Here is a 19344-nt window from a genome sequence, read left to right as displayed (position 1 = left end):
ACGGTAGCAGTCCCACAAATTGCCCTTGTCGGCCTACCAGACCTTGTCGCCACGAACCGTGGCGTCGAAGCCGCCGTCGATAAAGACAACCTGGCCGCACAGGTGGGTATTCTCCTCACTGGTCAGCCATGCAATAAAGCTGGCCGCGGCCTCTGCCGGCATCCAACCGTTCAGCGGCATCGGCACCTGTGCCAACTGCGCACGACCTTCGTCGGTGTTGCGCAGCTCTTCAGTCATCGGGGAAATCACGACGGCCGGCGCAATAGCGTTGAGCGCAATGCCCTTGCCAGCCCACTCCTCGGAGATCGCGTTCTTGCGCACCCAACGAGCAATGGCCTGCTTAGAGGACGAGTAGTTAAGGTATGCAACTTCGGGGCCCTGGTCAGCAAGTTCCTGACCACGCTTGACGGTGGCTTCCTCATCACCAGCAAGCATCGCTTCAATCAACTGGTCATCCGCCGGCTGCAGTGATGCGATCGACGCCGTCACCACAGCGCGCGGCGCATCCGACTTCTCCAGCAGCGGACGAAGCCCCTCAAGCGTTGCCACCGCGCCGAAGTAGTTCACCTGCGCGGTCTTCGGCGTCGGCGCCTGCATACCGGCATTCGCAATGACGCCGTCGAGCTTTCCTTCGGAAAGCTTGGTTGCCTCATCAACGAGTGCCTGCCGGCCCTCAACAGTTGTGAGGTCCGCATTGATATCCGCATTCGCAATATCGGCAGTAATCACCTTGTGACCGCGAGAGGTAAGCAACTCCGCAGTGGCCTTGCCAATGCCGCCCGCGCCACCAGTCACCAAAAACGTACGAGCCATGATCCGCTCCCCTTTCGATTAGGAAATGTCTGCATGCCCAACCGTACGCAAGTTTTACAAAGTCGCAGCACGAAAAACCCCGCATCGGCACGAAATGTGTGCGGGTGCGGGGTGTCGTCGATAAGCGAAAGGCTTATGCCTCCTCGGACTCAGCCTCAGCCTCAGCAGCCTCGCCCTCGGCCTCTGCAGCCTCGGCCTCTGCGGCAGCTGCAGCCTCAGCAGCTGCCTTAGCCTCAGCGTCTTCCTTAGCCTTCTTGCGCTTCTCGGTGATCGCCTCAGCGGTCGGGCCGTTCTTAGCCTCTTCCAGAGCCTGGTTGAACAGGTCGAGCTTGGACGGCTTCTCCTCAGCAACCTTGAGGGTGCCCTCAGCACCGTCGAGGCCCTTGTGCTTCTGCCAGTCGCCGGTCACCTTCAGCAGCGCGAGCACCGGCTCGGTCGGCTGTGCGCCGACACCCAGCCAGTACTGAGCGCGCTCGGAATCGATGCGGATGAGCGACGGCTCTTCCTTCGGGTGGTAGATGCCGATGTTCTCGATGACAGCACCGTCACGACGGGTGCGAGCATCAGCGATGACGACACGGTACTGAGCGTTGCGGATCTTGCCAACGCGCTGCAGCTTGATCTTGACAGCCATGGTGTACTTCCTTTAGGTCACTGGGCAGTGCAGACACCCGCCGCTTCTCGACGAGCCGGTTCAACCCTTCTTATTTACCCTGCGCGTGCCTGGCCGGTCGACCATCCCCTCCCAGGCAACCTGGGAAGGATCCAGACGGATCCGGCGCGTACGCAGTTATAGACTTGTCGTGCCAAACGCCAACAATGACGTCAGACAACCTTTGACACCTTACGGGCTAAAACCCCAAGACACCAAACTCCCGCACGGCAATGCCTTGCAATGCCCCGGTGTGGCTGGTTCGGTCATGCAAAGTTCAGACTGTATGGTCTTTACCGATTGCGACGCGCATTGCCAGCTGCAATACACGTCGCCTGTAACGAAATAGAAGTAGTTGACAAGGTTGGACACGATGGCAGGACAATCGGCACAGTCGACAAAAGGCTCGACCGCATACCGCGTCGACCTCGATGGGCTGCGTGGATACGCCATCGCACTCGTCGTCCTGTTCCACGTCTTCGTCGGACGTGTCTCTGGTGGCGTCGACGTCTTCCTGCTGCTGTCCGGTTACTTTTTCCTTGGCGGGCAACTGCGATACGCCCTGCGTCCGAACCCAAACCTGAACCCGTGGTGGCCCCTGTGGCGCACCATCCGCCGACTCGTACCGGCGCTCGCACTTGTCATCGTTAGCGTTGTCCTTCTCGTTCTCGCGTTTACGCCAGAACTGATGAGCCAGCAGCTCGCGAGCCAAGTCACAGCGTCGATGCTGTACTACCAAAACTGGGAACTCATCGCCCAAAATGCCGACTACGCTGCAGCAAGCCAGGAAACATCCCCGCTACAGCACCTGTGGTCAATGTCGGTCCAGGGCCAGTTCTACATCTTCGGCATCCTCATGGGCACCCTATTGGCTGTTGCAGTATCGAAGCTCAAAGCCAACCCTGTCTGGGCGCGACGCGTAGCCATCGGAGTGCTGGCACTCATCACTATCGCCTCCTTCGCCTGGGCCTCCCGCTTCGGTTTCGTCGGCACCGGCGCCAACTACTACTCCACGTTCTCTCGCGCATGGGAACTCTCCCTCGGCGCACTGCTCGCCTTCGTACCAGCCGAGCGATTCTTCCCACAGCGTTTCGCCTGGTTCACTGCGCTACTCGGCGTCGCAATGATCACCATCACCGGCATCGTTATCCCAACGTCGCTCGCATTCCCCGGCCCCCTCACACTGCTGCCACTGACCGGTGCCGCACTGGTCATCCTGTCAGGCAACAGCAACGCTGTCTCCGGCGTGCTGGCATCTGCACCCATGACCTGGCTGGGCAAGATCGCTTACTCGCTCTACCTTTGGCACTGGCCGCTTTTGATCATCGTCACCGCCCTCGGCGGATACGCCGTTCCCCCAGCATGGCTCGGCGCATGTGTCATCGCCGTGTCCCTCGCCCTCGCACACATCACCCACATGCTGGTGGAAGATCCACTACGCCAGCATCGTGCGCGCCCGCGTGCCATGGATACGCCGGTGCGCGACGCGGGGTCGTCGCTACGCACGTGGCCCGGAAAATTCCGCGCAACGGGTGGTGTGCTCACCGCCGCTTTGTTTGCCGCAGCACTTGCCATCCAGCCAATCTGGAACGATCGTATCGACGACGCCGACAAACCCCTCGACCCCGCCATCTACCCAGGCGCACTCGCACTCGCCGGCGCCGAAGTCCCCGACGTCGAAGCCCGACCAGACCCGAACCTGGTTGCAGGCATCTACCCACCAATCGGGCTGGACAACTGCATGGTCTTCCTCCCCGAAGGCCCAGACATCATGCCGGGACCTCACTGCGTATACGGTGACCTGGAAGCCGACACCACCATCGCACTGGTCGGCGGCTCCCACATCGAACCATTCGGCATCCCACTGGACATCCTTGGCAAACGCCACGGCTTCAAAGTTGCAACATTCGTGCGCCAAGAATGCCCACTCGTCGTCGGAGGCCCCTGGGACCCCGCCAACGCCGACATTGTCTCGCCAGAATGCGCAGAATGGGGCGAGAACGCGTTCGCAGAACTCGTCGAACTCAACCCTGCCATGGTGATCTCCACCTCCACACGCCCCGCAGGTCACGCAGGCGGTAGCATCGCCTCTCAGGACTACGTGCCTGACGCATACGCAAACTTCTGGCAACGCCTCGCTGAATACGGCATCCCATTCGTCGGCCTGCGCGACAACCCATGGATGTTCAACCCCGACGGCGACCCAATGGACCCCAACCTGTGCCTCGTAGCCGGATACTCCGAAGCCGACTGCTCCATGGACGCACACGTGGTCTACTCCCCTGAAGACCCTGCGAAGTACTTCCTCGACGGCGGCTACAACCAGTGGGAAATCGACACCGCCAGCTGGTACTGCATCGACGGCATCTGCCCGCCGCAGATCGGCAACATTTACATCTACCGCGACCAGAATCACATCTCCAACGCGTACGCCGAATCGCTCGCCCCATTGATGTGGGAAGAGCTCACCCCGATCTTCAACAAGCTTGGGCTTATCGACGACACCACGCTGGCCCCCGAAACCGCCACCGACTCTGCCCAAGATGGCGAAGAGGCCAACACCCTCTAAAGTGCTGGCCTCTCCCCCCTTTGATCTGTGAAGCGTTCGCGCTGCGGCGCGCTGCGCGCTAGAAGAACTTCCCCTTCTGCATACGCTTCATCGCCTCGTTGAAATCGAGGTTGTTGAGATCCATGCCCTGCATGCCCGCAGGAAGCTGGCTCTGCAACTTTTCCAAATCCTTCATATCCGGCATACCGCCACCCATGCCCGGCATTCCTGGCATTCCTGGCATCCCTGGCATCTTCGGCATGCCCTGATTTCCACCGCGCTTCACCGGCTTGCGCTTGCCGTTCTTGCCCCGGCGCCCCTTCGGCTTCTTCTTGGTAGCGCTTCGGCCCATGCCAGGCATACCCGGCAAGCCGAACTGGCTGGCCATCTGCCCCATCATCTTCTTCGCCTCGAAGAAGCGCTCCACCAACTGGTTCACATCCGAGACCTTCACACCGGAACCGTTAGCGATGCGCTTGCGGCGCGATGCGTTCAAAATCTTCGGATCCTGGCGCTCCTGAGGAGTCATACCGCGAATGATGGCCTGGATACGGTCGAGCTGCTTCTCGTCGACCATGTCCGCCATCTGGTTCATCTGCTTGCCGCCAGGCATCATCTTGAGCAGGTTGCCAATCGGCCCCATGCGACGAATCATGAGCAACTGGTCGAGGAAGTCCTCCAGTGTGAGTTCGCCGGAAGCCAACTTGGTTGCGGCTGCCTCAGCGTCCTGCTCGTTATAAGTCTGCTCAGCCTGCTCAATCAGCGACAGCAGATCACCCATGCCGAGAATACGGCTGGACATGCGGTCCGGGTGGAACACGTCGAAGTCGTCGAGCTTCTCGCCAGACGACGCAAAGAGAATCGGCTTGCCCGTGACCTCACGGATGGACAGCGCGGCACCGCCACGGGCGTCGCCATCAAGTTTGGTCAGTGCAACACCAGTGAAGTCGACGCCAGCAGCGAACGCCTCGGCGGTAGACACCGCATCCTGACCGATCATCGCATCAATAACGAAAATGACCTCATCCGGATTCACTGCATCACGGATGTTGCGGGCCTGAGTCATCAGGGTCTCATCGATACCGAGGCGGCCCGCAGTATCGATGATGACCACATCGTTTTTGTTCTGCTTGGCGTGCTCAATACCCTGCTGCGCCACCGCAACCGGATCACCGTGCGAGGTGCCCATCTCGTGCTCATACGAGTCGATGGACGTACCCGGATCCGGGGCAAACGTCGGCACACCAGCGCGCTCACCAACAATCTGGAGCTGCTGCACCGCACCCGGGCGCTGCAAGTCACACGCCACCAACATCGGGGTGTGGCCCTGCTTAGCCAAGTGCTTAGCCAACTTACCTGCCAGGGTGGTCTTACCAGCACCTTGCAGACCGGCGAGCATAATCACGGTCGGCGGGTTCTTCGCCAAATTCAACCGGCGAGTCTCACCGCCGAGAATGTTTGTCAGTTCCTCATCAACAATCTTGATGACCTGCTGCGCCGGATTCAGCGCTGCCGAAACATCGGCACCGAGGGCACGCTCCTTGACGCGCTTAATAAACGCACGCACAACCGGAAGCGACACGTCCGCCTCCAGCAACGCGATACGAATCTCGCGAGCCGTGGCGTTAATATCCTCCTCGGTGAGCTTGCCCTTGCCTCGCAGACCACCCAGGGCTGATTGGAGGCGGTCGGACAGTGACTCGAACACGGTGTGCACGCTCCCTTTTGCTTCTAGCGGAAAAGAATCCCCACAAGACTAGCGCGCGCCCCGGGTGATGGGCACATCACCGGGGGCGCGGGGTCGTCGACAAGCAAGCGCTTAGCCGAGAAGAGCGTCGACGAAACTCTCAACCTCAAACGGCGCAAGATCGTCCGCGCCCTCACCAAGACCAACCAGCTTTACCGGCACACCAAGTTCCTCCTGAACCTGGAAAACGATACCGCCCTTGGCGGTGCCGTCGAGCTTGGTCAGCACCACACCCGTGATGTCAACAACCTCACGGAAGACACGCGCCTGCGCAATGCCGTTCTGCCCCACCGTCGCGTCGAGCACCAGCAACACCTCATCGACGTTGCTCTTCTTCTCCACGACGCGCTTGACCTTGCCCAGCTGATCCATCAGACCCGTGGAGGTGTGCAGGCGGCCCGCCGTATCGACGAGCACCACATCAGCACCCTCGTCAACACCAGTTGCCACAGCATCGAAGGCCACCGAAGCCGGGTCCGCACCCTCCTTGCCACGAACCGTGGAAGCGCCGACGCGCTTGCCCCAGGTCTCCAACTGGTCCGCAGCCGCCGCGCGGAACGTATCCGCAGCACCAAGCACCACCGAGTGCCCCATAGACACGAGCACACGAGCAAGCTTGCCGGTAGTCGTCGTCTTACCGGTGCCGTTGACACCGACAACCAAGATCACGGCCGGTTTGCCGTCATTCGGCATCGCCTTAATCGAACGGTCGAGCTCCGGACGGGCAGCCTCAATCAGAGTTTCGCGCAGCATCGCACGAGCCTGCGCTTCGTTTTCCACACCACGCTCAGCGATCTTCTCGCGCAGGTTGTCCGTGATCTTCATCGTCAGACCCGCACCGATATCGGCCAAGATCAGCGTGTCTTCAATCTCCTCCCACGCGTCCTCGTCCAGATCGCCAGCGGAAAGAATGCCAAGCAGACCCTGGCCGATGGCGTTCTGAGAACGGGAAAGGCGGCCACGGAGCTTGCCCATGCGACCTGCTGCTGGAGCGATGTCATCGATCGGTTCGCTCGCGGGGGCCTCAACAACGACAGCCTCATCGGAAACCTCAGCACCATCCTGGAGCGCCTCTTCAGCACCCTCTTGAGCCACTACAGCAGCCGCAGCAGCCTCCTCTGCCTCCGCCGTGTCTGGCGTGTCTGGCGCATCGGGCGTTTCCGATTCGGCCTCAGGGGTTTCTGCCTCATCGACAGCAGGTTCCGGCTCCGGTTCTGGAGCTGGCTTCGGCTCTGCTACCGGCTCAGGTTCTGGTGCCGGCTCCGGTTCTGGCACGGCACATTCTTCAACGACAGGCTCCTCCACAGGCCGCTCGGCCGGCTCCGGCTGATTTACCTCCGTGCTGGTGGTGTCGTCGACAAGCAATGGCTCTTCATCAGGCGCAACTGCTTTCTCGATAACAGTCTTCGGCTCCTGCTCGGCCTTTTCAGGCTCGACTACCGGCAGAACCGGCTGGTCACGACGAATCGGCTCCGGCTGCTTCGGCTGAGCATCCGCCGGTGCGAAATTGAAACCGCCCTTCGCCTGATAATTGCCGGATTTCTCCTGCTGAGTGAGCTCCTTCGGCTCCTCCGGCTTCTCAAACGAAACGGTCTTCGACTCCTTGCGCTTCTTCCCCGCAACGACGATGCCCACGATGATCAGCACGGCAACGACGACCGCAACCGCCACCCAAAGGGCCGGGGAGTTCATCAACTCAGTGGTATTCATGCGTTCTAGTGTGCCAGCCGCCACGACACAAGGTGGAACAGCAATAGACACATTGCTTATCGACGAATCAACGCTGCAGGTCAGGCCCATCCATACGCACTAGTGTTCGAATGCGTGGCGATCGTGTCGGCCTGGTCTGTAGCTTCATTTTCAACTCAGTTAGCAGCACACGTAGCCGAGAGGGGGACCCATGACAACCATCATCGACCAACACGTCAACCAGATCACCGCTGGACTAGAAGCGCTGTCCAACCTCATGATGGAACCCGACTCCCTCCACCTCCTCGGCACCCACCAAGCAATAGAACGGCTACACGGCTCATTGCCACTGCTCGGAAACGTCAACGCCGCCTTCGCACATCTCTGCACAAGGGACAACGCCGGATCCCTGGTCGGCGCCAACCATCCCGTGGAATACCTCACGCAACGCCTCGGCCTCTCTCGTGCCCAGGCGTTCGACCTTCTCAACCACGGCAAGCGCCTCTTCGGCGAGCCCGATATCCCAGCCCCACCAACTAACCCGGAACAAACCGAAGAGGAAAAGCGAGCCGCAGAAGAAGAAGCACAACGACGCAAAGAACAAGAAAAGAAAGCCCAGGAACGCGCCCGCAAGGCTGCACGAGAAAAGAAAGCCTCCGAAGAAAAGAAGCGCATTATCTCCAACGCGCTCAAGGATCTCAACGAACACGCCAACCCGGGCTACCTCGAGTGCTACTCCCAAGCCATGGAAGCCGCAGCACGCATGACCCCCGAAGAGCTCCGGAAGTTCGTCACCGACCTCGTCCGCAAAGCCAACCGCGCGGGGCTGGACTACGAAAAGAAAAAGGACCCCCTAGCCGCGTTTAAAAAACGAGGCATCTCCTTCGGACCCACCGATGCAGACGGCGGCTCCTACGCCCGGCTCTACCTTGACGCCGCATCACGCGCAAAATTCGAAGCAGCCCTCGCCGCCGGAGAAGCCCCCGGCTCTCACCTACCCGACGGCTCCAAAGACACCCGCACGAAACAACAACGCCGCTTCGACCAACTCATGCACATCCTGGATAACTACTCCCAGGCACGTATCACGCGCGACCGCGGCATCGGAACCGTTGTGGTGACACTGACCCTGGAAGATCTGGTCGGTGCTGATTGGCAAACACGCTTTTCCACCAATACCAGTGTGGATCTCACTGCCCTCGACATTCTTCACCTGGGTTTAGCAGGAGACACTTTTGCTCTCCAACTCGACTCTGCAACCGGTGTGCCACTATCACTCGGACGCGCCCGCCTCGCGTCGATTGAACAGCGCCTCGTCCTACTCGCTACCCAAGGTGTCTGCGCCTGGAACGGGTGCACCAAACCTGGCGTCGAACTCGAAGCCCACCACCTGCAGTCCTACCTCCACGGAGGTGTCACTGACCTCAATAACCTGATACTGCTATGTCGCGAACACCACAGATGCAACAACGACAACAGAGACGGAGCCGGTGGTAAGGGACACTTCGAAAAAGACCCCGACACTTGGGACATCACCCACCATCCAGCCGACGGCGGGCCACCGACCACGACCAGCACATGGCAGTTCGAACAGTCACCCGGTCAGCGGCATAAACGAAAAATTCGGGACAAACACCCAAGTTTCGACGACCAAGAACTACCGGGAACAGATCCACCCCTGTTCGCACCGGACACCGGGTAGCCATCTTGCGCTGTGCTACGCCCCAGGTGCTACGCCCCAGGTGCTACACCCCAGGCGCTGCACCGGCAGGTTGCATGCGTTGAGACAGCACTCGAGTGACGCCATCGCCACGCATAGTCACGCCATAAAGCACGTTCGCAACATCCATCGTTGGCTTCTGGTGCGTGATCACAATGAGCTGCGAATCCTGACGGAGTTCCTCCAGAAGGGCAATGAGCCGGCGCAGGTTGACGTCGTCGAGCGCCGCCTCAACTTCGTCGAGCACATAAAACGGACTTGGACGCGCACGGAAGATAGCGACAAGAAACGCCAAGGCTGTCAGCGATTTTTCACCACCGGAAAGCAGCGAAAGCCGCTTGACACGCTTCCCCGGTGGCCGGGCCTCAATTTCAATGCCGGTGGCCAACATGTCGTCTGGCTCGGTGAGCACCAAGCGCGCCTCACCACCCGGGAAGAGCGTCTGGAACACTCGCGGGAACTCGGCCTCCACATCCGTCCAGGCATCGGTGAACAACTGCAAGATCTGTGCGTCAACGTCCTCGATCACACCAGTGAGGTCTTTGCGTGTCTGAATAACATCATCAAGCTGCGTAGAAAGAAACGAATACCGCTCCTCCAACGCCTTGTATTCCTCCAAGGCCAGCGGGTTGACCTTACCCAGCGCGCGCAGATCCTTTTCTGCCCGCTTGAGACGTTTCTCTTCTGCTTCGCGGTCAAAGTCCTCACCTGGGGTGTACCCATCAAGCAGATCGGCTACGGCGATGCCCAGGGTGGAGGTGATGTTGGCTTCGGCTTCGTCGATACGCACCTGTGCTTGCGAGCGGGCAATATCGGATGCGTGTGCGTTGTCGGTCAATCGAGACAATTGTTGGCGCGTGGCATTGACCTGCTGACGAGCTTGCTGCAACTGTCCCTGCAGGCTCGCCGTCTGGGCGGAGAGCTCATCGCGTTGCGCCGTCGCGCGTGCCAACGCGTCCTCGATTCGGGCGGCAAGGTCGCGCGCGTGCTTCTCGACGACCCCCGCTAGCTCCGCCTCTGCTCGACGCCTTGCCATCGCAGCGTCATGGCGGGCTTTCGCCTGACGTTCTTGCTCGGCTTGGCGGCGTAGCGCGTCTCCCTTGCCCACTTCCGCCTCTGCCCGCTGTTGTGCAGTACGCGCGGCGAGAACGGCTTCCATTTCCATGGATTTGATGTGGTTTAGCGCGTTTCGGGCAGCGTCGCGTTCGGCAGATGACGGCTCCTCGGGTGAGGCGGATACGTCCGTGTCCACTCGGGTGAGGCGGTCGCGAGTTTCTTCCAGTTCGGTGCGGCGTTGCGCAAGCCGTGCGTCAGCTTCGTTGGCGCGCTGCGCAGCTCGTTCGTGCTCCGACTTGTTCGCTTCAGCTTGCTTGACCAAGCGGGTGCGATCGCGTCGCCAGGCTTCGAGTTCGGTGTCGTGCTCTCGAAGAGACGCACGCGCCGACGCGGCGTTGACTCGGGCTTCTTCCGCCGCAACCTTCGCACCTTCAAACGTGCCTGCGAGTTCGCTGAGTTGTTGGCGGGCCGTTTCAAGTTCCACGCGAGCAGCCTCGATGCGGGCGGAGACTTCAACCGTGGTTGCTTGCCCGGAGCCGGCTGCGATCCAGCCTTCGCCGACAAGTACGCCGTCGTGTGTGACGGCTCGTAATCTCGGGTCTTGTTCGACGACGGCACGAGCCAGCTCAACATTTTTTGCGACCACAGTGTCAGCGAGCAAACGTGTCACCGGACCAGCCACTGCATCGTCCAGCGTAACGTGGTCGAGCAGCCAGTCCACCTCAACGTCGGTCTCCAGGCGCCATGTGGAGCCGCCTCGTGTATCGACGACCACCGTACGACTCGCATTCCCCAACCGCGACACGGTCTCGTCGGACACATCACCTGCGAGCGCTTCGGCATAGTCGCCGAGGGCCGCCGCAAGCGCTGTTTCCAAACCTGCCTCTGTAGTCAGCAAACCCGCTAGCGGTGAGAAACCGTCGAGCAATTCGGCGGCATCCATTTTCGGCGTCTGCTCAGACAGCGTTGCAATGCGCGATTCAAGCGTTGCTACGTTGCGTTCGTGTTCGCGCTGCTCAGCACGAAGTTGTTCGAGGCGCTTCTCTGCAGCGTCAGATTCGGTGTGGGCGCGGGCGAATGCGGCGTCGAGTGGAGCGCGTTCCGCCTGAAACGCCGCGATGCGTTCCTCAACGGACACAACCTCAGCGTCAGCTTGGCGTGCACGTTCACGGGTTTCTTGAAGCGTCTCGTCGAAACGCCGAATCTCCTCCTCAGCAGCTTCAACCGCTTGCGCCTGCGATTCTTCTTGAGCAAGCAGTCGCACTACGCCTTCGCGACGGTCCGCGATCGCACGCACCTGCGCCATGTGTTCGCGCTCAGCTTCATCGAAAGCTTCCTGTCGTTCCGCGACTTCTTCTCGTACCGTTTCCAGCTGTTCTGCTGCTTCTTCGGCTGCTTCGACGGCTTCCGCGTAGCGTTCGTCGGCAATCCGTGCCCGTGCTTCGAGGTCTTCCGGGTCTTGCCCGGCATAGGCAACATCGGCGTTGTGGCTCCGAGCACGCTCCGATGCGATGCGTTCCGTAGCACTCGCCCGTTCCGCCAGCGTCGATAGCGCAAACCACACCTGCTGTGCTTCTTGTGCTTTGGGCTGTACTTCCTGCTGCTGTGCTTCGATGCTCTCCTGCGCTTCGGTGTATTCCTCGAGTTGCGCGGTAACGGTTTCTACCTGTTCTTCGAGGAGTTCGGCGGCGCGGGCGGCGTCGGAAAGCTTCGCTCGCAAACGCACGACTTGGTCACCTGCGAGTTTGAGTTTGGCGTCGCGCAGTTCGGCCTGCACCGCCGCCCCACGTTTCGCAGCTTCTGCCTGCCGCGCCAACGGTTTGAGTTGCTTGCCCAGTTCGTCGGTGAGGTCGGTGAGGCGATCCAGGTTCGCCTGCATGCCGACAAGTTTGCGCTGTGCCTTCTCTTTACGACGACGGTGCTTCAGTACACCAGCGGCTTCTTCGATAAACGCGCGACGTTCTTCAGGGCGCGAATCAAGGATTTCGGAGAGTTTGCCCTGGCCGACAATGATGTGCATTTCGCGGCCGATACCGGAGTCGGACAGCAGCTCCTGAATGTCCATGAGACGTGCTTTGGAGCCGTTGATTTCGTATTCGGACGCACCGTCGCGGAACATGCGGCGAGTGATTGCTACATCGGTGTAGTCGATGGGCAATCGTTTGTCGGTGTTGTCGAAAGTAAGCGTGACTTCGGCACGTCCGAGTGGTTTGCGCCCGCCGGCACCGGCGAAGATGACGTCTTCCATCTTCCCGCCACGCAGGTTTTTCGCACCTTGCTCGCCCATCACCCACGCGAGTGCATCGACGACGTTGGATTTTCCCGAGCCGTTCGGCCCGACGACGGCGCAGATGCCCGGCTCGAATTTCATGGTTGTCGCGGACGCGAAGGACTTAAATCCTTTGAGCGTCAGCGATTTCAGGTGCATTTGCGCAATATTACCCGCTCGGGCGCGGCTTTTAACGTTCGTCGAATCCTACCGCACCCTTCGGTGCGCTGTACTGGGCTTGCACATGGTCCACGCGCCCAGGGCGCCCCGAACCAGAGGGTGTTTCCCGCAAGAGCTTTTCAAGCTTTTCGACGCCACCCTGCTCCCCCTCCGCAACCACTTCAACGCGGCCATCTGCAAGGTTCTTGGCGTATCCCGCAAGCCCAAGTTCGAGGGCGCGGGAGCGTGTCCACCAGCGAAACCCAACCCCCTGGACTTCGCCGTGGACGTGGGCGGTCATGCGTTTCTCAGCCATACCGCCCGAGAATACAACTTAGATGCGGTCGTCTGCGCTGCGTCGGGTGACGGGGTCGGAGCCGTCCCAGAACTCAACGTTCTTGACTTCCGGCAGCATGTCGCGGTGGAAGACAGGGTCTTCTCCTCGGCGACGCTGTTCGTTGTAGTTCTTCAGCAGCTTCAGCGCTACCCCGCCGAGCGGAACGATTGCGATGATGTTGAAAAGCGCCAGAAGACCGGCCATCGTGTCGCCGAGGGCCCAAACGAGCGGCACAGATCCGAACGCACCGAAGATGACGAAGCCGAGAACAACAATGCGGAACGTGGTCAACGCGGACTTGGAGTCGGTGAGGTACTGCAAATTAGCTTGCGCCAAGTAGTAGTTACCGATCACGGAAGAAAACGCCAGGAAGAACAGGATGAACGTGATGGCGTGTGCGCCCCAGGCGCCGACAGAATCGGCGAGTGCAGACTGCGTCAGCGAGGCACCCTGGATGTCATCGCGGCCATAGGTGATTGCGGGGCCGAGCAGTACAACAAACGCGGTGATGGAGCACACGAGCAGGGTGTCAAAGTACACGCCGAGGGCCTGCACAAGACCCTGCTTAACGGGGTGAGACACGGTCGCAGTCGCGGCAGCGTTTGGTGCCGAACCCATGCCTGCTTCGTTGGAGAACAAACCACGACGCATACCGTGTGCGAAGGCTGCGCCAACGGTCGCTCCTGCGACCTGCTTGAGGCCGAGTGCGTGGCCAACGATGAGTTCGAACATGCCTGGGATCTCGCGCCAATTGATCACCAGCACCGCGAGGCCAATCAAGATGTAGGCACCGGCCATGAACGGAACGATCACCTGGGTCCAAGATGCAATGCGGGTAACGCCACCGAAGATGATGAGCGCGGTGAGTGCGGCGACGACACCAGCCACGATGGTTTTCACGGCGATAGAGTCGTTGCCCAACGAGCCGGAAACCGCTTCAGCGATGGAGTTGGTTTGGATGGCGTTGTACACAAAGCCGTAAGTGATGGCGAGGAAGGCAGAGAACAGCACCGCGAGTGGCTTCCATCCAAGGCCGCGGGTCATGTAGTACGCCGGGCCGCCGTGGTAGTTGCCGTCGCTGTCCTTGGTTTTCCACAGCTGGGCCAGCGTGGATTCGACGAATGCGGTCGCACCACCGAGCAAGGCGAGCATCCACATCCAGAACACCGCACCCGGGCCACCGATGGAGATTGCCAGTGCGACACCGGCGATGTTGCCGGTGCCGACACGAGAGGCGGCAGAGATGGTGAAAGCCTTGAAGGCCGACAAGCCACCGTACTCTTCATCGAGGTCTCGACCTTCGCGGTCTTTGCCCTTCGGGGTTTCTGCAACGGCTTTGAGCATGTCCGGGAACATGCGAATTTGAACAAATAATGTGCGCAAGCCGAAGTAGATGCCGGCAGCAACGAGGAACCACGGTACGAGGCTCCAAATCACGCCATTGAGCGATCCCTCGACAAATGAGGTAGCTGAATCCATGGCGGGCAGCTTATCCCTGGGTTGTCTCAATTACCCAACGTGATCGAGCGCACTACCCCTCTATGGATTTGGTCTGTACCTCTCCGGGTTGGATTGGCCCGTGGGTGCCAAACTCGCGTTGCCAGTACAGCAGCGGGCAGTTTGCGGTAACTTCGGTGGCAGTGACGTCAACCAAGACGAGGAAGTGGTCCCCTGCTTCGATGATGCGGCTAACGTTGCCGGCGATCCAGGTGTGGTCGCCGGCAAGTTTCGGTGCGCCGTCGGCAATGCGCCAATCCACCCCCGCGAAACGATCCTCGAGCTTGTCAGCGAACCTGCGCGCCAGCTCGTTCTGTTCGGTGGACAGCACGTTGATACCGATCGGTGAGCCGATCTCCAACCTCGCGAGCAGCGATGACTTCTGGTCTAGCGAGACCAGCACCATCGGTGGTTCGAGAGAAAGTGACATGAATGCGCTGACCGTTGTGCCGTGTGCCGTGTGCCGATGCTTGCGTCCCTGTCGTCACAATGGCAACTGCAGCGGCAACCTGGGACATCGCGACTTTGAACGTCTGCTGATCAACCATGTCTTCTAACCTAGAGCACTTGGCAAACCGGGCAGTAATAACTGGAACGGCCGTTGATCACGGTGCGGGCGATCTCCGTTCCGCATCGCGCACAGGGTTTTCCGGCTTGACCGTATGCATTGAGAGAGCGTGCGAAGTATCCGGAGGCTCCGTTGACGTTGACATAGAGGGCATCGAAGCTCGTTCCGCCTTGCTCGAGCGCCCGGGCCATTACGTCACGCGATGCCTCAAGCACTGCTTCGGCGTCGCGTTGTCGCATGGTGCGCGCTTTACGCCAGGGTTTGAGGTTTGCAGACCACATTGCTTCATCGGCGTAGATCGAGCCGATTCCACTGACAATTTCTTGGTTGAGCAGCACCGTTTTCAGAGCCGAATTCTTCCGGCGCATCGCGCGCGCTGTCTCTCGCACATCAAATGCATCCTCGAAAGGGTCCGGCGCAATATGGCCCGCAGGACGAGGCACCCCGTCGACGAGGTCGGTGTATTGCCAGAATCCGAACGTGCGCTGGTCGACGAAACACAGCTCACATGTGCCCATGTCTGCGCGAATTCGCAAATGCGGCGATGTCACTTCGCCATGCTTTGCGACGAGCATCTGTCCACTCATCCTCAAATGCACCAGCACCGCTGCCCCATTGTCCAGCAGTAGCCACAAGTACTTGCCCCGTCGGCCCGTATCCACGACGGTACGTCCCGGCAGCACACGCTCAAGATCAACTTCGTTGCCACGCGATGCACGTGGGTGAAGCACTTCGACGCGGCCGAACGTGAGGCCGACTATGTGTTGTTGGAGCCCCCGGCGGACCACCTCAACTTCTGGCAGTTCAGGCATGTCCCAGGGTGGCCTCGGCAGCGTGGTCGCGCAGGTATACCAGTGCTTGTTGGGCCGCTTCCTGCTCCGCGAGTTTCTTGTTCGGCCCCACGCCCTTACCTCGCACGACACCGTTGATCAGCGTTTCGGCGTGGAAGGTTTGCTCGTGGTCCGGACCGGTCGCCTCAGAGCGATACTCTGCAACAGGGAGCTTCAGTTCTGCCACACGAACTTGCAGTGCGGTCTTCCAGTCCTTGTTCTTTTTGCTTACCGTGGCGTGACGCAGTTTCTCGTCAAAAAGCCGCAGGATCACGTCGCGGGCAGTCGCGAATCCATGCTCGAGATATATCGCGCCGAGCACAGCCTCTGTTGTGTCGGCAAGAATCGACTCTTTATCGCGCCCACCAGTCAGTTCTTCACCTTTGCCAATGAGAACGTGCTGGCCGAGGTTGATCTCACGGGCGATGTCGGACAAGCCGTAACGCGACACAATCGCTGCGCGCATTGGAGAAAGATCGGACTCGGGACGCGACGGGTAAAGCTCAAAGAGCTTAGTTGCCACGGTCAGACCTAAGATGGCGTCGCCGACGAACTCGAGTCGCTCGTTGTTGGGCAGTTGGTTGTGTTCGTTGGCGAACGAGCGGTGAGTCAGCGCAAGTTTGAGATTGTCGCGCTCGATGTTGACGCCCAGTTTTTCCAGCAGTGGCGCATGGTCTACTGCCCCATAGGCGTCTTCCCATGCCTGTTCGGCGTTGGCGGGTTTCCTGCGTGAACGGCTCACAGGAACTTCTCCAGATCTGCCCAACGCGGGTCGACAAGGTTGTTTTCTTCGCCCGATACACCGTCCGGCACGGGAACGTCGGTATCGCCGGCGCATTCTGGCTGGCAGGTCGGGTTGAACGGCAGGTTAAGCCCAGCTTCGTTCACAAACGCTTGCTCTAGGTCGACAGTATCGCCTTCGACACGGGCAATTTCGTCCCCCGAGCCACGGTCTTCTTCTTCCTCTGCGTCTCCGGTGATGAAATCATCTGAAGTGGAAAACACTTCGGAGATCTGGAGCGTTTCGGTGGGGGTCAGATCTTTAAGGCAGCGCACACACTCACCTACGAACTCAGCAGTCAGGGTCGCATCGACCATGATGCCGGAGCCAAGTGGGGTCAGGGTGGCTTCTACCTTGACCTCTCGGCCTTCAGGAATAGCGATCATTTCCGGGCCGATACGCGACGGGGATGGCCCCGTCTGCGTCAGGGTTTCCGGCAGTCCGTCGCCTTTGAGGACGCCGGAAACATCAAATACGAAAGGATTGTTAGCCATAGCCCTTTCAGACTACAACGAATCGCTTCCCTTGCTAGTACTCGTCGGCTTCACCCTGGCCACGGCGAGCGCGGTCTGCACCGGAGACGCCCGCCCCACGACGCAGCGCGGAGCGGTCGGTGGAGACAGTGCGCAGCACGGTGTTGAGGGTCTCCTCGAACTCTGCGAGCTTGGAGTCGACATAGTCGTCGCACTCTGCGCGCAGGCGGGAGGATTCAGCGTGTGCGTCTTCGACGAGGCGATGTGCCTCTTCGTCTGCGCGACGCATGACCTCAGACTCGGAGATCAAGCGCTTCTGCTCCTTCAGGCCCTGGTCGACGGAGCGCTGGTATTCCTCGTTGCCGGTTTCCACAAGGTGATCGGCTTCGCGCTGAGCACTGTTGATGGTGGTTTCTGCAATGTCGCGAGCGCGGGTGATCATCATGTTCGACTCTTCCTCGGCGCCCGAGACGAGTCGAGTTGCGTGGTCCTGGGCGTCCGACAGCACCGTCTCCGATTCGGCTTGGGCGTCGGAAACGATGCGACGGGCGTCCTCTTCGGCGTCGCCAACGAGAACGTCGGCGCGTTCCTGGGCCCCGCGCAGGATTTCGTCCTGCTTGTCCAGAACGTCCTGGGCATCGTCTAGATCGCCGGGCAGGGCGTTGCGGAGGTCGTCGAGAAGAGCGAGCATCTCATTGCGGGGCACCATGCAGTTGGAGGTCATCGGCACGCCGTAGGCCTGCTCCATCGTCTGCACTAACTCATCGAGGGCTTCAAAAACGCGGTACATAGTTGCACAGCGTACTGGATGAAGCTCTAAATCACGCCTTGCGCCAGCATCGCGTCGGCAACCTTTTTAAACCCAGCGATATTTGCGCCCACAACATAGTCGCCCGCGCGGTCATATTGCTCTGCGGTTCGTGCCGCGGTCTTGAAGATGTTGGACATGATGCGCTGCAGACGGTCGTCGGTGTATTCGAAGGACCAGGAGTCACGGGAAGCGTTTTGCTGCATCTCCAGCGCAGAGGTAGCAACACCACCGGCATTAGCCGCTTTACCTGGGCCGAAAGAGACCTTATTAGCCCGGAAGACCTCGGTCGCTTCGTGCGTGGACGGCATATTGGCGCCCTCCGCGACGTACTTCACACCGTTGTCGACGAGGCGTTGGGCATGCTCGCCGTTGAGCTCATTTTGGGTTGCGCACGGCAACGCCACGTCAGCTTCGAGGTCCCAAATGGAGCCGTCGGTGTGGTAGGTCGCCCCGGTGGCTTCTGCGACATAGTCGGAAACGCGTCCGCGACGGTTTTCCTTGATGTCGATCAGGAGCTCAGTATCAACCCCATTCGGGGTCTCCACCCAACCGGAGGAGTCGGAGAAGCCAACGACAGTTGCACCAAGCGCCTGCGCCTTCTTGATCGCATAGGTGGCAACGTTGCCGGAGCCGGAGACAATCACGCGTGCACCGTCAATGGATTCGCCGTTGGTACGCATCATTTCGTCGGTGAAGTACACAGCGCCGTAGCCCGTGGCTTCCTTGCGCACGAGGGAGCCACCCCATGTCAGCCCCTTACCGGTGAGCACGCCCGACTCGTGCTGGTCCACCAGGCGGCGGTACTGGCCAAACAGGAAGCCGATTTCGCGCCCACCCACGCCGATGTCACCCGCGGGGACGTCGCGGTATTCGCCGATGTGGCGCCACAGTTCAGTCATGAAGGATTGGCAGAAGCGCATGATTTCGGCGTCGGACTTGCCCTTCGGGTCGAAGTCGGACCCGCCTTTGCCGCCGCCGATGGGCAGACCGGTGAGCGAGTTTTTGAAGATCTGTTCAAAGCCAAGGAATTTGATGATGCCCAGGTTCACGCTCGGGTGGAATCGCAGACCGCCCTTGTAGGGGCCAAGTGCGGAGTTGAACTGGACACGGAAGCCACGGTTGACGCGCACGTTGTTGTCATCGTCGATCCACGGGACGCGGAAGATGATCTGACGCTCCGGCTCGCAGAGGCGCTCGATGAGGCCGTAGTCGGCGTAGTGCGGGTCTTTTTCCAGGACGATCTTCAGCGAGTCGAGCACCTCGGCAACTGCTTGGTGGAACTCGGGTTCTCCCGCGTTTCGCTCGAGCACCCTGTCGTAAAAACTCGCAACTTCCTGGTCGATTGCACTCATGTGACCCCGCCTCCAATTTCTATAGGCTTGCAGAATTGTTTA

General features: G+C 60.1%; 14 protein-coding genes and 1 pseudogene. 2 read left to right on the top strand and 13 right to left on the bottom strand.

Features of this window, described 5'->3' with window-relative positions; all coding sequences use genetic code 11:
• Window positions 1–33: 33 nt before the first annotated feature.
• Window positions 34–813 carry an SDR family NAD(P)-dependent oxidoreductase gene (locus tag HMPREF3120_RS04025; protein ID WP_070450976.1) on the bottom strand — a complete coding sequence of 260 codons (780 nt, stop codon included), beginning with the start codon at window positions 811–813 and terminating at the stop codon, window positions 34–36.
• 133 nt (window positions 814–946) lie between these two features.
• Window positions 947–1447, bottom strand: a complete 501-nt coding sequence (gene rpsP, locus HMPREF3120_RS04020) for a 30S ribosomal protein S16 (protein WP_070450974.1) — start codon at window positions 1445–1447, stop codon at window positions 947–949.
• A 391-nt stretch (window positions 1448–1838) separates the two neighbouring features.
• Between rpsP and HMPREF3120_RS04015 the strand changes: the two genes are divergently transcribed.
• Window positions 1839–4034, top strand: a complete 2196-nt coding sequence (locus HMPREF3120_RS04015) for an acyltransferase family protein (protein WP_070450972.1) — start codon at window positions 1839–1841, stop codon at window positions 4032–4034.
• A 58-nt stretch (window positions 4035–4092) separates the two neighbouring features.
• On the opposite strand, the gene ffh is transcribed toward HMPREF3120_RS04015, so the two are convergent.
• Window positions 4093–5721 (bottom strand): signal recognition particle protein, encoded by a 1629-nt coding sequence (gene ffh, locus HMPREF3120_RS04010; protein WP_070422388.1) that lies wholly within the window; start codon window positions 5719–5721, stop codon window positions 4093–4095.
• Window positions 5722–5832: 111 nt separating this feature from the next.
• The gene (gene ftsY, locus HMPREF3120_RS04005) at window positions 5833–7470 is read right to left on the bottom strand and encodes a signal recognition particle-docking protein FtsY (RefSeq protein ID WP_246815409.1); all 1638 of its coding nucleotides are present in this window, start codon (window positions 7468–7470) and stop codon (window positions 5833–5835) included.
• Window positions 7471–7660: 190 nt separating this feature from the next.
• Between ftsY and HMPREF3120_RS04000 the strand changes: the two genes are divergently transcribed.
• Complete coding sequence (locus HMPREF3120_RS04000; RefSeq protein ID WP_070422248.1) at window positions 7661–9151, top strand: HNH endonuclease signature motif containing protein; 1491 nt, start codon at window positions 7661–7663, stop codon at window positions 9149–9151.
• A gap of 43 nt (window positions 9152–9194) precedes the next feature.
• On the opposite strand, the gene smc is transcribed toward HMPREF3120_RS04000, so the two are convergent.
• From smc to gdhA, 9 genes and pseudogenes are all read right to left on the bottom strand, one after another.
• The gene (smc, locus tag HMPREF3120_RS03995) at window positions 9195–12653 is read right to left on the bottom strand and encodes a chromosome segregation protein SMC (protein ID WP_070450970.1); all 3459 of its coding nucleotides are present in this window, start codon (window positions 12651–12653) and stop codon (window positions 9195–9197) included.
• A gap of 31 nt (window positions 12654–12684) precedes the next feature.
• Window positions 12685–12969, bottom strand: a complete 285-nt coding sequence (locus HMPREF3120_RS03990) for an acylphosphatase (RefSeq protein WP_070450968.1) — start codon at window positions 12967–12969, stop codon at window positions 12685–12687.
• Between the two features lie 18 nt (window positions 12970–12987).
• Window positions 12988–14469: an alanine/glycine:cation symporter family protein gene (locus tag HMPREF3120_RS03985; protein ID WP_070450966.1), complete on the bottom strand. Its 1482-nt coding sequence runs from the start codon at window positions 14467–14469 to the stop codon at window positions 12988–12990.
• Window positions 14470–14521: 52 nt separating this feature from the next.
• Window positions 14522–14938: pseudogene (locus HMPREF3120_RS03980) on the bottom strand (flavin reductase family protein); the annotation flags it as partial.
• A 107-nt stretch (window positions 14939–15045) separates the two neighbouring features.
• Entirely contained in the window at window positions 15046–15867 is an 822-nt protein-coding gene (gene mutM, locus HMPREF3120_RS03975) for a bifunctional DNA-formamidopyrimidine glycosylase/DNA-(apurinic or apyrimidinic site) lyase (protein ID WP_070450964.1), read from the bottom strand.
• Window positions 15860–16627, bottom strand: a complete 768-nt coding sequence (gene rnc / locus HMPREF3120_RS03970) for a ribonuclease III (protein ID WP_070450962.1) — start codon at window positions 16625–16627, stop codon at window positions 15860–15862. Before rnc ends, mutM begins: the two co-directional genes overlap by 8 nt.
• Window positions 16624–17160, bottom strand: a complete 537-nt coding sequence (locus HMPREF3120_RS03965) for a YceD family protein (RefSeq protein WP_070450960.1) — start codon at window positions 17158–17160, stop codon at window positions 16624–16626. The genes rnc and HMPREF3120_RS03965 overlap by 4 nt, the downstream gene beginning before the upstream one ends.
• Before the next feature lie 34 nt (window positions 17161–17194).
• A complete protein-coding gene (locus HMPREF3120_RS03960) occupies window positions 17195–17929 on the bottom strand; it encodes a DivIVA domain-containing protein (RefSeq protein WP_070422240.1) in 735 nt (244 codons plus the stop codon).
• A gap of 26 nt (window positions 17930–17955) precedes the next feature.
• The gene (gene gdhA, locus HMPREF3120_RS03955; protein ID WP_070450958.1) at window positions 17956–19302 is read right to left on the bottom strand and encodes an NADP-specific glutamate dehydrogenase; all 1347 of its coding nucleotides are present in this window, start codon (window positions 19300–19302) and stop codon (window positions 17956–17958) included.
• Window positions 19303–19344 lie beyond the last annotated feature (42 nt).

This window comes from Corynebacterium sp. HMSC11D10 (assembly GCF_001806995.1).
Lineage (GTDB): Bacteria > Actinomycetota > Actinomycetes > Mycobacteriales > Mycobacteriaceae > Corynebacterium > Corynebacterium coyleae.
Note: the sequence above shows the minus strand (reverse complement) of the source record. Positions and strands in the feature narration are given on the sequence as shown.

Coding starts and splice junctions, on each gene's coding strand:
- HMPREF3120_RS04025 (WP_070450976.1), bottom strand. CDS start 813: ATGGCTCGTACGTTTTTGGTGACTGGTGGCGCGGGCGGCATTGGCAAG.
- rpsP (WP_070450974.1), bottom strand. CDS start 1,447: ATGGCTGTCAAGATCAAGCTGCAGCGCGTTGGCAAGATCCGCAACGCT.
- HMPREF3120_RS04015 (WP_070450972.1), top strand. CDS start 1,839: ATGGCAGGACAATCGGCACAGTCGACAAAAGGCTCGACCGCATACCGC.
- ftsY (WP_246815409.1), bottom strand. CDS start 7,470: ATGAATACCACTGAGTTGATGAACTCCCCGGCCCTTTGGGTGGCGGTT.
- HMPREF3120_RS04000 (WP_070422248.1), top strand. CDS start 7,661: ATGACAACCATCATCGACCAACACGTCAACCAGATCACCGCTGGACTA.
- smc (WP_070450970.1), bottom strand. CDS start 12,653: ATGCACCTGAAATCGCTGACGCTCAAAGGATTTAAGTCCTTCGCGTCC.
- HMPREF3120_RS03990 (WP_070450968.1), bottom strand. CDS start 12,969: ATGGCTGAGAAACGCATGACCGCCCACGTCCACGGCGAAGTCCAGGGG.
- HMPREF3120_RS03985 (WP_070450966.1), bottom strand. CDS start 14,469: ATGGATTCAGCTACCTCATTTGTCGAGGGATCGCTCAATGGCGTGATT.
- mutM (WP_070450964.1), bottom strand. CDS start 15,867: ATGCCTGAACTGCCAGAAGTTGAGGTGGTCCGCCGGGGGCTCCAACAA.
- HMPREF3120_RS03965 (WP_070450960.1), bottom strand. CDS start 17,160: ATGGCTAACAATCCTTTCGTATTTGATGTTTCCGGCGTCCTCAAAGGC.
- HMPREF3120_RS03960 (WP_070422240.1), bottom strand. CDS start 17,929: ATGTACCGCGTTTTTGAAGCCCTCGATGAGTTAGTGCAGACGATGGAG.
- gdhA (WP_070450958.1), bottom strand. CDS start 19,302: ATGAGTGCAATCGACCAGGAAGTTGCGAGTTTTTACGACAGGGTGCTC.